Origin of the sequence: Brachybacterium sp. UNK5269, assembly GCF_049266655.1 — a bacterium.
Lineage (GTDB): Bacteria > Actinomycetota > Actinomycetes > Actinomycetales > Dermabacteraceae > Brachybacterium.
The window spans coordinates 865,804-879,282 of sequence record NZ_CP184883.1 but is presented as its reverse complement, the minus strand read 5'-3'; the positions used below and the strand labels follow the sequence as shown (position 1 = coordinate 879,282).

Sequence of the window (13,479 nt, the reverse complement as noted above, 5' to 3'; positions counted from 1 at the left end):
CCATGCGCGAGATCCGTTTCGACCGCTTCGGCGGCCCCGAGGTCCTGACCCTGCACTCCGACGCCCCCACCCCCGTGCCGGGCGGCGAGGAAGTGCTGGTGCGGGTCGCCTACGTCGGACTGAACCCGCTGGACTTCAAGATCCGCGACGGCTCCTCGGGGATGTCGAGGGACCTGCCGCTGCCGGCCGGCACCGGCCGGGAGCTGGCCGGCACCGTGATCGGGGCCGGCTCCGAGCTCGACGAGGCGGAGCTGCGCTCGCGCGGGCTCGCCCCCGGCACCCGCGTGTTCGGCATGCGCGGTCCCGGGGACCGCCGCGGCGTGGCCGCCGAGGTGGTCGCCATCGCGGCCGACGACCTGGCCCCGATCCCCGACGAGGTCCCACCCGAGGACCTGCCCCGCTGGGCGGGTCTGGCGCTCGCGGGCCTGACCGCCATCGCGACCGTCCACGACACCGCCGAGATCCGCGAGGGCCAGACGGTGCTGGTGCACGGCGGCAGCGGCGGGGTGGGCCAGCTGCTGATCCCGATGTCCCTGGAGGCCGGCGCCGCGCAGGTGTGGGCCACCGGGCGGGCGGCGAACGCGGAGCGGATCCGCGAGCTGGGCGCCGTGCCGATCGCCTACGACACCGGCGACTGGCAGGAGGAGCTGCGCCGCGCCACCGGCGGCCGCGGCGTCGACGTCGTGCTCGACACCCACTACCACTCGACCTTCCTGGCGAGCCTGGACCATGTCGCCGAGGGCGGCCGCATCGTCGCCCTGCCCTCCCTGGCCGACCTCTCCCCCGCCCGGGAGCGCGGCCTCGACGCCCGGGTGCCCGGCATCGTCCCCGGCCGCGGCCGGCTGGACCGCCTGGTGCAGGGGATCCGGGCGGGCCGCTACCCGCTCGAGGTCTCCCAGGTGCTGCCCCTGGGCGAGATCGCCGAGGCCCACCGGCGGCTCGAGGACGGCCACACCCGGGGCAAGCTCGTGCTCGACGCGCAGGCCTGAGCGCCAGGTCACCGCACCGTCCGCGGCTCGCGCGGCAGCCCCGACGTCGCGCGGCCGGGTGAGCCCGGACACAGGACCAGCGGGTAGCCTGGCCCGCATGGCTTCCCCCACCCCCGACGATCCCGAGGCGGCCGTCCGCGCCCTCGAACCGGTCCTGCGCAGCGACGGGTGGGCGCTGCTGAACTCCCTCCCGCCCTACCGGGAGGCCGACGCCCTGCGCCAGGGCGCCCGGCTGCGCGAGGCGGGCCACGCCCCGGAGCTGGTCGCCGCCGTGATGACCCAGTCCCGCCTCCGCGCGAAGGCGGCCGACAAGTTCGGGGAGTTCGCGGCCTCCATGCTGTTCACCCCGCACGGCCTCGAGCAGGCCACCCGGCTGCCGGTCGCGGCCGTGCACGCGGAGCGGTTCCAGCGCGCCGGGATCACCTCCGTCGCGGACCTCGGCTGCGGCATCGGCGGGGACGCCATGGCCCTGGCCGGGCTGGGGCTGCGGGTGCGGGCGGTGGACCGGGACCCCCTCGCGGTCGCCGTCGCCACCATCAACCTGCGCTCCTTCCCCACCGTGTCGGTGCACCTGGGCCGGGCCGAGGGCCACGACCCCACCGACACCGAGGGGATCTGGCTGGACCCCGCCCGGCGCGCCCCGACCCGCGGCGGCACCCGCCGGCTGCACGACCCCGAGGAGTACGAGCCGCCGCTGTCGGCGGTCCTCGAGCTGGCCCGACGCCTCGGCAGCCAGGGGGAGCTCGGAGCGCTGGGCGCGAAGCTCGGACCCGGCATCGACCGCGCCGCCCTGCCCGGGGGCATCGAGACCCAGTGGCTCTCCTGGCACGGCCAGGTGCTCGAGGCCGCGGCGTGGTGCGGGCCGCTGGCCCGCGAGGGCGTCGTCTCCTCCGCCCTGCTCATCGACCGCCACGGCGCCCACCGGCTGGACCGCGGCGCCGACGCCGTGGCGGACCCGCAGCCCGGCCCGCTCGGCGCCCACCTCTACGAGCCCGACGGCGCGGTGATCCGGGCCGGGCTGATCGGGCGCCTCGCCGCGGACCTCGACGCGCATACGCTGGACCCGACCATCGCCTACCTCACCGGCGAGCACCGCCTGGACACCCCCTTCGCCCGCGGCTACGCGGTGCGCGACGTGATGCCCTTCGGGCTCAAGCGCCTGACCTCCTACCTGCGCGAGCACCGCCTGGGGGTGCTCGAGATCAAGAAGCGCGGCACCGCGGTGGAGCCCGACGAGCTGCGCCGCACCCTGCGTCCGCGCCGCTTCGGCGAGGAGAGCGCCACGCTGCTGCTCACCCGCATCGCCGGCGAGCAGTCCGTGATCGTCGCCTCCCCGCACACCGCCCCCGCCGCCCCGGGGACGTCCCCGTGACCTCCGCGGCGCCCCCCGCCGCGGACGGCGCCGCCGCCGGCGCTCCCCCGCTGCCGACCACGCGCCGCCTGGCGGCCCTGCTGCTGCTGCTGGCGGCCCTCGGCGCACTGGCGCTGGCGACGCTCGGCGCCGCGGCGGACCGCGGCCCCGGCATCAGCGCCGAGGGCGGGACCGCCCGGGAGCTCCGCACCGTCCCGGTGCGTGAACAGTCCCTCGAGCCGCTCCCTCAGACGCCGGTGCTGCCGTCGGCCGCCCCGCGCCCCCCGGGCGACGGCACCGCCGCGACCGCCCTCCTGGTGGTGCTGGGCATCGCGCTGGCGGTGGCCGCGGCATGGCTGCTGGTGCGGCTGCGCCTGCTCTCCGCCCCCGCACCCGCGGTCGCCGGGGAGGCCGACGAGGACGAGCTGACCCCCGAGCAGGCCCGGGCCGCCCTCGAGGAGGCCCGCGAGCATCTCTCCACCCTGGTCCACGCGCAGGACGCGGTGATCGCGGCCTGGCTCAGCCTCGAGCGGGCCATCGCCGAGGCCGGCGTGCGCCGCCACCCCGCCCAGACCACCCGCGAGTTCGTGGTGGCCGTGCTCGGCGACCTCGACCTCGACCGCCGCTCCGTGACCACCCTCGCCGACCTGTACCGGCGGGCCCTGTTCGACGACCACCCGCTGCAGGAGACCGACCGCGACCAGGCCCTCGCCCTGCTCGACGTCCTCACCGCCGACCTCGACCGCCCGTCCACCCCCGGAGCCGACCGGTGAGGGGCGCCCTGGCGCGGCTGCTGCTGCGTCTGCTGCTCTGCGCGGTGGTGGCGCTGGCCGCGATCGGGATCGCGGCGCTGTTCCAGGTGCGGGTGCCCCTGCCGATCCCCCTCGCCCTGGCCCTGGCCGCGGGCGCCCTGTGGTGGATCGCCGACCAGGGCGCGGAGCGCGCCGATCCCCTCGACGCCCCCGAACTCGACCTCGACGCCGACTTCGCCCTGCCCCATGGCCAGGACATGCGGGTGCGGCGCCTGGAGGACCTCGTCCACGGCGCCCAGCCCCACCGCCGCATGACTGCCCGGGGTCTGGCCCGGGTCCTCGGCGAGATCGCCGAGGAGCGCGCCCGGGACCCCGAGGCGCCGCCGCTCAGCTCGGGCCTGAGCACCCTGATCGAGACCGCCCGGGAGCCCGACGGCGCCGCCCATCCCGTCGGCCCCATCGACCGCCGCACCCTGCACCGCTGCCTGACCGAGCTCGCCCCGCGCGAGGAGAGGGACCGATGACCGCACCCACCCCCTGACCCCCGCCGCGGCGACGGCCGCCGCGAAGTCCGTCCTGGACGCCGTCGAGAGCGCCGTGGTCGGCAAGCGCGAATCCCTCGAGCTCGTGCTCACCGGCATCCTCGCCGGCGGCCATGTCCTCCTCGAGGACCTCCCCGGCCTCGGCAAGACGCTCGCCGCCCGCTCCTTCGCGCAGGCCCTGGGCCTGCCCTTCACCCGCGCGCAGTTCACCCCGGACCTGCTGCCGGCCGACCTCACCGGCGCCGAGGTGTTCGACCAGCGCACCGGCGAGTTCGTGTTCCGACCCGGTCCGGTGTTCACCGGGCTGCTGCTGGCCGACGAGATCAACCGCACGCCCCCCAAGACCCAGTCGGCGCTGCTCGAGGCGATGCAGGAGCGGCAGGTGTCCGTCGAGGGCACCACCCGGCCCCTGCCGCAGCCCTTCCACGTGCTCGCGACCGCGAACCCGATCGAGCACGAGGGCACCTATCCGCTGCCGGAGGCCCAGCTGGACCGCTTCCTGCTGCGCCTGTCCTTCGGGTACCCCACCGCCGCCCAGGAGTGGGAGGTGGTCTCGCGCCGGATCGACCGCCGCCGCGAGGAGCAGACGGTGCCCGAGGTCCTGGACGCGGCCGGACTGCTCGGGGTGCAGGCCGCCGTGGAGGAGGTCCACGTGGAGGACTCGGTGGGCCGCTACGCGGTCGAGCTGGTCGCCGCCACCCGCGCCCATCCGCACGCCCTGGTCGGCGCCTCCCCGCGCGGCACCCTCGCCCTGATCACCTGCGCCCGCGCGCTCGCGGTGATCCGCGGCCGCACCTACGTCGTGCCCGAGGACGTCAAGGCGCTCGCACATCCCGCCCTCGACCACCGCGTCACCGTCAAGCCCGAGCTGTGGCTGCAGAACGCCACCGGCGCCGGGGTGGTGGAGTCGGTGCTGGGACAGGTGCCCGTGCCCGCCGCCGCCCCACCGCCGCAGCCCGCCCGCTCCGGGCGATGACGCGGGCACCCCGATGAGCTCCCCGCCGCCGCAGCCGCCCCCGCTGCGGATGCGGCCGACGGCGGCCCTGGTCCGCGCCGCCGCGATCGGCTGCGGCGCCCTCGCCCTGGCGGTGCTGGCGGGGCGGCCCGAGCTGATCCCGGCGGGGCTGCCGCTGCTGGCCTGGGCGCTGGTGGCGCTGGCCCGGCGGATCCTGCGCGGGGAGGAGCAGGGGATCCCGACCCCGCGGCTGAGCGTGAACCGCCGTCGCCTCGAGGAGGGCGGGACCGCCGCGGTGAGGGTGGCCGGCACGCCGGGCATGCTGGTCGCGGCGACCATCCCCCGGCGGGGCCATACCGCTCTCGGGCCCCGGCACGGCTCCCTCGGGGCCGACGGCACGGCGGGTCTGCGGGTCAGCGCCCAGCGCTGGGGACAGGTGAGCGTGGGCCCGGTGCACGTGCTGGTGGCCGACGCGCTGGGCGCCTTCCGCGCCCAGCGGGAGCTGCCGCCGCTCACCCTCCAGGTGGTGCCCACCGCGACCGTGCTGGACGCCCCCACCGAGGTGCCCACCCCGATCGGCATCAGCGGCGCGCACCTGTCCTCCCGGCGCGGCGACGGCACCGCCCTGTCGGAGGTGCGCGCCTTCCGCCCCGGCGACCGCCTGGCGCGGATCAACTGGCGGGTGACCAGCCGCACCCGGCAGCTGCACACCAACGCGACCTTCACCGAGCAGGACACCGAGGTCCTGATCGTCACCGACACCACCGCCGACATCATCCCGGCCCCCTGGGCGGAGCCCGGGACCCCGACCAGCCTCGACATGACCGTCCGGGCCACCTCCGCGATCGCCCGCCACTACCTGCGCGCCGGCGACCGGGTCTCCCTGTTCGACCTCGGCCACCTGATCGGCCCGGTCCCGGCGGGCTCGGGGCCGCGGCAGCTGCGGGTGCTGACCGACGCCCTGTCCCGGGCGCACCGGGACGACGGCACCCTCCGCCCGGTGCGGCGGCTGCGCTCGGTGCGCTCGGGCACCCTGGCGGTGGTCTGCACGCCGCTGCTGAACCCGGCGACGATCACCCAGATCGGCGACCTGGTCGCCCACGGCGCCGACGTGATCGTGGTGGACACCCTGCCGCCGAGCATCGGCGACGTCTCGGTGCTGCGGGGGCGGCCGCTGCGCAGCGGCGGCGCGGCCTCGGAGCGGTTCTGGCCGGAGGCCTGGGCCCTGCGCCGCCTGCTGCGGCGCACCACCGTGCGGGAGCTGCGCGAGGCCGGGGTGCCGGTGACCGCCTGGCGGGGACCCAGCTCGCTGGCCCCGGTGCTGCTGTCGCTGTCGGCCGCGCGCTCCGCCCCGCGCCGGAGGCGGTCCTGATGCGCCTGGCCCATGTGATCGATCCCCTCGCCCACCGTCTGCTCGCGCTGCGGACGGTCTCCGGCACGCAGTGGACGCTGCGGCTGCTCGGCGCCGCCGCCCTGGCGCTCGCCCTGTTCGCCGCGCTCGGCGGGGCCGCCGTGCCGGGGATCCTCACCGTGGTCGTCACCACCGCGGTGGCGGTGAGCGTGCTGGCCCAGCTGCTGCGCCCGGACAGCGACCTCGGCCTGCTGGGGCCGGCCATGATCATCCTGTCGCTGCTCGCGCACGAGGACCTCTCGCCGCTGCGCGCCGCCGCGGTGGGCGCGGCGCTGCTGGGCGGCCACAGCGCCGCCGCGCTCGCCGCCACGCTCCCCGCGCACGGGGTGCTGGAGCGCTCCGCCTGGACGCTCGCCGCGCGCAGCCTGCTGGCCGTCCTCGCGCTCAGTGGGCTCGGCGCCGCGGCGGTGCTCGCCCTCTCCGGGGTGCAGCTGGGGGCCTGGACGGTGGTGCCCGGCGTGCTCGCGGTGATCGCGCTGTTCGTGGCGGTGCTGCCGCCGGCCCGCTCCGCGCCGGGAGGGGGAGGGGCCCCGCACCCGTGAGAAGCGTCCCTGCACCCTCCCGCGCCGAGGCCGGGAGGACTAGCGTGACGTCCATGTGGCAGATGATGGATCTCCTGTACGGGCACAAGAAGGACATGGTCGCGCCCGAGGACGCCCTCCCCGGCCGGGGCCGCTACCCCTATCGCCTCGAGCGCGAGCACCTGGTGCTGGGCACCGACATGCTCGGCCCCGACGCCCCCGTGGACCCGCGCCCCTGGCCGGCGGACACCGAGGAGCTGATCCTGGCCGGCGGCTGCTTCTGGGGCATCGAGCGGATCGCCTGGCAGATCCCGGGCGTGCACACCACCTCGGCCGGGTACGCCGGCGGGTACACGCCGCACCCCACGTACGAGGAGGTCTTCTCCGCGCGCACCGGCCACACCGAGGCGGTCCGCGTGATCTACGCCGGCGGCGAGGAGACCCTGCGCGCGCTGCTGACCGAGTTCTGGCAGCAGCACGATCCCACCACCGCCAACCGCCAGGGCAACGACGTGGGCACCGAGTACCGCAGCGCCGTGTACTGGACCTCCGCGGCGCAGGGCGAGGTCGTGCGCGACTCCGCCGAGCGCTACCAGGTGGCCCTGGACCGGGCCGGTCGCGGCCGCATCACCACCGAGCTCAAGCCCCTGGTCCAGGCCGGGGACGGCGTCTACTACACCGCCGAGCCCGAGCACCAGCAGTTCCTGCAGAAGAACCCCGGCGGCTACTGCAACCACGGGTTCAACGGGGTGGCCTGCTCGCTGTGAGCCGCTGCCGGCGCGGCAGGCCGGGGACGGTCAGTGCGCGGCCGGCTGCGGGAGCCCGTCGCCCGTGTCCCCGCCCATGAGGTTCCGCCGCCCGCCGATCTCCGGTCCCCGGGCCGGGAAGGCCGGGGCCGCTCCCAGCAGCTGCGCCGCGAAGCCGCTGGCCTCGCGCGGCAGCGGGGCCCCGCCCGGCCCACAGGCCGAGGCCGCCGCCGAGCGGGGCTCGCGCGCCGCGCCGCCCTCGCGGGCGAAGCGCGTCATCTGCTCCGTGGTCGGGTACGCCGAGCTGACCACGATGTCCAGCCCCAGCAGCGTCACCGGCAGCACGGACTCCCCGGCGGAGGCCACCAGGGCCCGCACCGGCTCGCACTCCTCGAAGGCCCAGGCGTCCTCGTCCTGCAGGTAGACGGTGATGACGTGGCCGGCCACCGCGAGCGCGGCGGCCTCGTCCAGGAAGCGCTCCTGCTGCTCGACATCGGGCGGTGGGGAGGGCAGGAAGATGTCCGGGCCCACCGGCTGCACGCTCTCGACGCTCTCGCTCATGGCCACCACGGTAGCGCTCCGCGCCCCCTGACCGATCCCTGCGCCAGGCGCTAGAGTTGTGCACCCCGCAGCGAAGGAGCGCGCCATGGGCACGGTGGTCATGTACGGGACGATGTCGGTGGACGGCTTCATCGCCGACGAGGACGACCAGCCGGGGCCCCTGTTCGACTGGCTCACCGGCGGTGACGTCCCCCTCGACGGGAGCGGCGCGCTGCGCGTGACGCAGGCGTCCTACGACTACACCCGACCGTACTGGGACGGGATCGGGGCGACCATCGTCGGCCGTCGCGTCTTCGACCTGACCGACGGCTGGGGCGGCGAGCCGCCGGCCGGGGTCGACCACGTGCTGGTGGTGACCCACCGGCCGCCTCCCGAGGGCTGGGACCCCGCCGCCCCGTTCCGCTTCGTCGACGGCATCGAGGCGGCCGTCGCCACGGCGCAGGAGCTCGCGGGCGCTCGCCTCGTCGAGGTCGCCGCGGGCGACGTCGGGGGCCAGGTGCTGGCCGCGGGCTTGGTCGACGAGGTGCGCATGGACATCGCCCCGGTCGTGCTCGGTGCCGGCCGGCGCTTCTTCGGCGCGGCCGGCGGCCGGCACCTGCTGGAGGACCCGGACGTCGTGATCCCGGGTCAGCGGGTGCTGCACTTGCGCTGCCGGGTGCGCGGGCGAGCGCGCTGAGCCGGGATCGGGCCGGCGGAGGAGCATCCTCCTCGGTCAGCTCCGCTCAGGGCCGGTCGGTCTCGACGCGCAGCCTCAGCTCCTCCGGGCTGGGCAGCACGAAGCCGGGCGCGGCGAGCTGCTCGAGGGCCGACTCGGTGCGGGGCTCGTCGTCGGCGACCATCACCGCCAGCAGCCCCAGCCGGCCCCGGTCGATCTGCAGCTGCAGCAGGTAGCGGATCCCGCCGCGGGTGAACTCGCCGCTGACCGGCCAGGTCTGGGTGCGGGGCACCGCGAGGCGCTCCGGCTGCTCGACCTCGATCTGCACATCGCTGGTGAGGTAGCCGGGGTCGACGCTGCGCGCGTGGGCGAGCTGCCCGCGCAGGGTCGCGGCGCCGGGCAGGTCCGCCCCGTCGGCGGTCGGGGCCAGCAGCGCGGCGATCAGCTCCCGCGCCTCCCCCGGCAGGTCCACGGTCTCGGGCTCCTCGAACAGCTCCTCGATCGTCCCCCAGCGCTGGGCCTGGTCCCCGAGGCTCGGCAGCAGGTACATCGCCGCGGTCCCCGCCGCGCCGAGGGCCGCCAGCAGTGGGCGGGGGCGGGTGATCCCCACCCTCCGCAGGCCGTCGACCATCGTGCCGTCGACCCGCTCGAGCACGTCCATCAGTCCCAGCGTCACCCCGCCGCCGACGATCCCGTCCCGGATCGGGTCCAGCAGCGCCTGATCGTCCCGGGAGGTGTCGGCCACGAGCACCCCGCTGAGCACGGCGACCCCCACCCGGTAGGCGCCCTTGCGCCAGGGCCCGAGCGTGCGCGGCTCCACCAGGGTGAGGGCTCCGACGGCGCCGGCGGCGGCGGAGAGGCGGAGCAGTCGGCCCGCGGAGAGCATGGTCATGGCTGAATCCTAGGGTCTGCGGCGGGCCGTCCCGGGCCGGCTCGGAGGGGCAGGTCACGCCGCCGCTCCGTCCCGGAGGCGGCGGGACTACGGTGAGGCCATGATCGACGTTCTGGTGGGATCCCCGCTGCTGACGCTGTTCCTCGTGGTGGCGCTGGGGTCCGCGATCGGCGCGGTCAAGCTCGGTCCGGTGCGCTTCGGCGCGGCGGGCGCCCTCTTCGTGGGCCTCGCGGTGGGGGCCCTGGACCCGCGGCTCGGCGAGGGGCTGGCCCTGGTGCAGTCGATCGGGCTGGCGCTGTTCGTCTACACCATCGGCATCGCCGCCGGCGCCTCCTTCTTCCGCGACCTGCGCACCCAGACGCCGCTGATGGCCGGCGCGACCGCGCTGCTGGTGGTGGTCGGTGCCCTCGCCATCACCGCCGGCCGCGTGCTGGGGCTGGACGCCAGCATCACCGGCGGCATGTTCGCGGGCATGCTCACCGCGACCCCCGCCCTGGCGGCGGCCACCGCCGCGCTGGACGGCGAGGCCACCCCCGCGGTCGGCTACGCCATCGCCTACCCCGTCGGCGTGCTGGTGACGATGCTGGTGCTCACCCTGGTGGTGCGGCGCCCGCTGCCGGGGACCCGGGACCCGGAGCCGCTGGCCGCGGCGGGCCTGCTGGACATCACCGTCGAGATCGACCACCCCATGCTGGTCTCGCAGATCCCGGGCATCGCGGTCACCCCGGGACGCTCGGACGGGCTGGTGCGGATGTCGTACCTGCTGCGGGACGGGCGGATGCGGGTCGCGCTGCCCGAGGACGCCCTCGAGCGCGGGGACCACCTGGTGCTGGTCGGCATCCCGGACGCGGTGCGGGAGGCGGCCGAGGCGCTCGGCCACCGCGTCTCGCGTCATCTCGCCGACGACCGCACCGTCGTCGACTTCCGCCGCTTCGTGGTCTCCGATCCCCACATCGCGGGTCGCACCGTGGCCGAGCTGCGGATCCCCGCCCGCTTCGGCGGGATCATCACCCGCATCCGTCGGGGCGACCGGGACCTGCTGGCCCTGCCGGACATGCGCCTGCAGCTCGGGGACCGGGTGCGCGTGGTGGTGCCGCGCGAGCGGATGGACGAGATCTCCGACCTGTTCGGGGACTCCGAGAAGAAGGTGACCGAGGTCGACTTCGTGACCGTCGGGCTCGGCATCACCGCCGGCGTCGGGGTGGGGCTCGTGAGCATCCCGCTGGGCGGCGGGGCGGCCCTGGCGCTGGGCAGCGCCGCCGGCCCGCTGCTGGTGGGGCTGCTGCTGGGCCGCATCGAGCGCACCGGGCCGCTGGTGTGGGCGATGCCCGGGGCCGCGAACCTCACCATCCGCCAGCTGGGCCTGGTGCTGTTCCTGGCGGCCGTCGGCCTCTCCAGCGGGCAGGCCTTCGCCTCGCAGGCGTTCACCCTCACCGGGGTGGCGGTGGTGCTCATCGCCGCCGTGCTGCTGACGCTCGCGCTGCTGGCCTTCTGGGCGCTGGGCCGCGCCGTCGGCCTGTCCGCCCCGCGCACGGCCGGGGCGATGGCCGGGTTCGTGGGGCAGCCGGTGCTGCTCAGCCACGTCGACTCGATGGTCGACGACGAGCGCACCGAATCCGGCTACTCGGCGCTGTTCGCGCTCGGGATCATCGTCAAGATCATCGTGGTGCAGGTGGTGGTGGTCCTCTGACCGCCGCCCGGGGACGCCGGCCCGGGCCATGATGGGCCGAGCGGGCCCGCTGCCGCAAAGGACGCGGGCTCTGCCGTATACCCTCGGCCCCGTGGATCCCGCAGCCGAGGCGCCCCCGCGGCGGGCGCAGCCCCCGCCCCGCCCCTCCCCGGGCCGGCGCGGCGCCTGGTGCCGCCGCTGCTGGCCGTGCTGGCGACCCTCGCCTACGGCCTGCTGGGCTCCCAGCAGTTCCGCACCCTGGCGCCCCGGTCGTGGGATCTGGGGATCTTCACCCAGCTCGCCCGGGCCTACGGGGAGCTGCGCGCCCCGATCGTGCCCATCAAGGGCGACGAGGTGAACCTGCTGGGCGACCACTTCCACCCGCTGCTGGTGGCGCTGGCGCCGGTGTGGTGGGTGTGGCCCTCCGGGGAGGCGCTGCTGTGGACCCAGGCGCTGCTGTTCGGCCTCTCCGCCATCCCGCTGACCCGACTGGCGATCGACCGGCTCGGGCCCGGGCTCGGCGCTCTCGCCGGCGCGGCGTACGTGTTCTCCTTCGGCCTGCAGTCGGCGGCCGCGGTGCAGTTCCACGAGATCGCCTTCGCGGTGCCGCTGCTGGCCATGTCGCTGACCCGGCTGCTGCGCGGCCGGGTGCTCGGCGCGGCGCTCTGGGCGGCGCCGCTGGTGTTCGTCAAGGAGGACCTGGGGCTGACCGTCGCCGTGCTCGGGGTGCTGATCGCGCTGCGCCACCGCGAGCACCGGACGACGGGCTGGGGGCTCGCGGCCTGGGGCGCGGGCTGGTTCGTGCTGGCGACCTTCGTGCTCCTGCCGCTGCTGAACACCGCCGGGCAGTACGACTACACCGACAACCTCGGCTCACCGCTGGAGGTGCTCTGGCCGCCGGTGAAGTGGGCGACGGTGGGGATGCTGCTGCTGGCGGCGGGGGTGATCGGGGCCCGCTCCCCACTGATCCTGCTGACGCTGCCCACCCTGGCCTGGCGGTTCACGGGCACCGTCGAGTTCTACTGGGACTGGTACTGGCACTACAACGCGGTGCTGATGCCGATCGCGCTGGCGGCGCTGCTGGACGCCCTCGGGGACCGGCGCACCGGGCGGGCCACCGCCTGGCGGCGGAGCACGGCCCCGCTGCCGGGGCGGCGGATCCGCGTCACCGCGGTCGCGGCCGCGGCAGCGGTCACGCTGGCGCTGGGCCCGGCGATGCCGGTGCTGGACGTGGTGCGGCCCGGCCGCTGGGAGACCGGCTGGCGGGCGGAGTCGGCGTCGGCCGCGCTCGAGGCGGTGCCGGACGGCTCGGTGCTGGCCGTCGACATCACGCTCATGGCGCATGCGGTGCCCGACCATGACGTGCAGTGGGTGCACGGCCCGAACCGGCGGGTCCCGGACTGCCTGCTCAGCGACCGCTACGCCTTCTCCTGGAACGGCGCTCCGCCGGAGGATCCCGCGCTCTGGGCGCAGCAGCAGTGGGGCGCCGAGTACCGGACCGACTTCGAGGGCGGCGGCTTCACCGTCGTGTGTCGGCCGTAGCGGTCCCTCGCGTCGCGGAGGGCGCGTTGAGCGCGGCGCCGGGCTCGGCCTCCGTGGTCGGGGCCTGCTCGGAGGGTGCGGGGTCCGTCGGGGTGGGCTGCGGGGTGGTGGGCGCCGGGCTCGACGGCGGCGTGGTCCCGGGATCGGTGGGCTCGGGCGATACCGGCGGCGCGGGCGACGCCGGGGTCTCCGGTGCGCCGCCGTCGCCTCCCCCGTCGTTCCCGCCGCCGGTCTCTGTGTCATCGGGGTCCGTCCCGCCGGAGTCTCCCCCGCCCCCGGAGTTCCCACCCCCGGAGCTCCCGCCCCCGGAGCTCCCGCCCCCGGAGTCTCCGCGGCCGCCGCCGCTGCCGCTGCCGCCGCGGTCCCTGGGCTCGGAGCGCTCGGGGTCCTCGCGGGGCTCCTCGGGGGTCGGTTCCTCGACCGGGGGCTCCGCGGTGGCGGGGTCGCTCGCCGGGGGCTCGGTGGTCTCCGCGGCCGGGCTCACGGTCGGCGTCGGCGTCTCCTCGACGACCGGTGCGGTGGTCGCGGGCGCAGGCGGCGCGGTGGTCGGTGTCTCCCCGCCCCCGTCCGACGGCCCGGGGGCGGTGGGCCGGGGATCCGGGGCGGTCCGATCCTCGCCCGCCAGGGCGGACAGCGGTCCCATGCCGGCCGCGCCCAGACCGGCCGTGCCGGCCACAGCGGCGAGGCTCAGGACCGCCAGGGTGCGCAGCAGGGGCTTCCGCGAGGTCGGCAGCGCGGTGGCGCTGCGGATCCCGGTGGCCCGCCGACGGCTCGCCCGTCCCCGCATCTGCTCTCCCCTGTCCCTGATCCGGGATGGATCCCGGTGCTCGTCCCCGCTGGTACGTGGTCCCGGTCAGACTACTGCCGCCCCCGGGACGGCGGAACCGGCCTCC

14 protein-coding genes are annotated in these 13,479 nt (G+C 76.5%); 11 read left to right on the top strand and 3 right to left on the bottom strand.

The genetic code is table 11. The features are described from left to right. The first annotated feature begins 2 nt into the window (after nucleotides 1-2). The 8 genes from ACOJUI_RS04000 to msrA all read left to right on the top strand — a co-directional run bounded on the left by ACOJUI_RS04000 (nucleotide 3) and on the right by msrA (nucleotide 7,288). Complete coding sequence (locus ACOJUI_RS04000; protein WP_422116810.1) at nucleotides 3-989, top strand: NADP-dependent oxidoreductase; 987 nt, start codon at nucleotides 3-5, stop codon at nucleotides 987-989. Between the two features lie 97 nt (nucleotides 990-1,086). Further along, nucleotides 1,087-2,361 carry a THUMP-like domain-containing protein gene (locus tag ACOJUI_RS03995; protein WP_422116809.1) on the top strand — a complete coding sequence of 425 codons (1,275 nt, stop codon included), beginning with the start codon at nucleotides 1,087-1,089 and terminating at the stop codon, nucleotides 2,359-2,361. Beyond that, nucleotides 2,358-3,113: a DUF4129 domain-containing protein gene (locus tag ACOJUI_RS03990; RefSeq protein ID WP_422116808.1), complete on the top strand. Its 756-nt coding sequence runs from the start codon at nucleotides 2,358-2,360 to the stop codon at nucleotides 3,111-3,113. The genes ACOJUI_RS03995 and ACOJUI_RS03990 overlap by 4 nt, the downstream gene beginning before the upstream one ends. Then, nucleotides 3,110-3,616, top strand: a complete 507-nt coding sequence (locus ACOJUI_RS03985; protein ID WP_422116807.1) for a hypothetical protein — start codon at nucleotides 3,110-3,112, stop codon at nucleotides 3,614-3,616. The genes ACOJUI_RS03990 and ACOJUI_RS03985 overlap by 4 nt, the downstream gene beginning before the upstream one ends. 13 nt (nucleotides 3,617-3,629) lie before the next feature. Beyond that, nucleotides 3,630-4,610, top strand: a complete 981-nt coding sequence (locus ACOJUI_RS03980) for an AAA family ATPase (protein ID WP_422117609.1) — start codon at nucleotides 3,630-3,632, stop codon at nucleotides 4,608-4,610. Nucleotides 4,611-4,623: 13 nt separating this feature from the next. Next, complete coding sequence (locus ACOJUI_RS03975; RefSeq protein WP_422116806.1) at nucleotides 4,624-5,961, top strand: DUF58 domain-containing protein; 1,338 nt, start codon at nucleotides 4,624-4,626, stop codon at nucleotides 5,959-5,961. After that, nucleotides 5,961-6,542, top strand: coding sequence for a hypothetical protein (locus ACOJUI_RS03970; RefSeq protein ID WP_422116805.1), 582 nt, complete (start codon nucleotides 5,961-5,963; stop codon nucleotides 6,540-6,542). The genes ACOJUI_RS03975 and ACOJUI_RS03970 overlap by 1 nt, the downstream gene beginning before the upstream one ends. Before the next feature lie 53 nt (nucleotides 6,543-6,595). Further along, nucleotides 6,596-7,288 carry a peptide-methionine (S)-S-oxide reductase MsrA gene (msrA, locus tag ACOJUI_RS03965; protein WP_422117608.1) on the top strand — a complete coding sequence of 231 codons (693 nt, stop codon included), beginning with the start codon at nucleotides 6,596-6,598 and terminating at the stop codon, nucleotides 7,286-7,288. Between the two features lie 30 nt (nucleotides 7,289-7,318). On the opposite strand, the gene ACOJUI_RS03960 is transcribed toward msrA, so the two are convergent. Then, nucleotides 7,319-7,828 carry an arsenic metallochaperone ArsD family protein gene (locus ACOJUI_RS03960; RefSeq protein ID WP_422116804.1) on the bottom strand — a complete coding sequence of 170 codons (510 nt, stop codon included), beginning with the start codon at nucleotides 7,826-7,828 and terminating at the stop codon, nucleotides 7,319-7,321. Nucleotides 7,829-7,913: 85 nt separating this feature from the next. On the opposite strand from ACOJUI_RS03960, the gene ACOJUI_RS03955 reads away from it, so the two are divergent. Continuing rightward, entirely contained in the window at nucleotides 7,914-8,504 is a 591-nt protein-coding gene (locus tag ACOJUI_RS03955; RefSeq protein ID WP_422116803.1) for a dihydrofolate reductase family protein, read from the top strand. Nucleotides 8,505-8,550: 46 nt separating this feature from the next. Here the strand turns inward: ACOJUI_RS03955 and ACOJUI_RS03950 are convergent, their stop codons facing one another. After that, nucleotides 8,551-9,375, bottom strand: a complete 825-nt coding sequence (locus ACOJUI_RS03950; protein WP_422116802.1) for a hypothetical protein — start codon at nucleotides 9,373-9,375, stop codon at nucleotides 8,551-8,553. Between the two features lie 100 nt (nucleotides 9,376-9,475). Here ACOJUI_RS03950 and ACOJUI_RS03945 point away from each other — a divergent pair, with 100 nt between their 5' ends. Further along, complete coding sequence (locus tag ACOJUI_RS03945; RefSeq protein WP_422116801.1) at nucleotides 9,476-11,065, top strand: TrkA C-terminal domain-containing protein; 1,590 nt, start codon at nucleotides 9,476-9,478, stop codon at nucleotides 11,063-11,065. Nucleotides 11,066-11,233: 168 nt separating this feature from the next. Beyond that, a complete protein-coding gene (locus ACOJUI_RS03940) occupies nucleotides 11,234-12,586 on the top strand; it encodes a DUF2079 domain-containing protein (protein WP_422116800.1) in 1,353 nt (450 codons plus the stop codon). On the opposite strand, the gene ACOJUI_RS03935 is transcribed toward ACOJUI_RS03940, so the two are convergent. Then, entirely contained in the window at nucleotides 12,564-13,373 is an 810-nt protein-coding gene (locus ACOJUI_RS03935) for a hypothetical protein (protein WP_422116799.1), read from the bottom strand. The two genes, ACOJUI_RS03940 and ACOJUI_RS03935, sit on opposite strands and share 23 nt — an antisense overlap. Nucleotides 13,374-13,479: the final 106 nt, after the last annotated feature.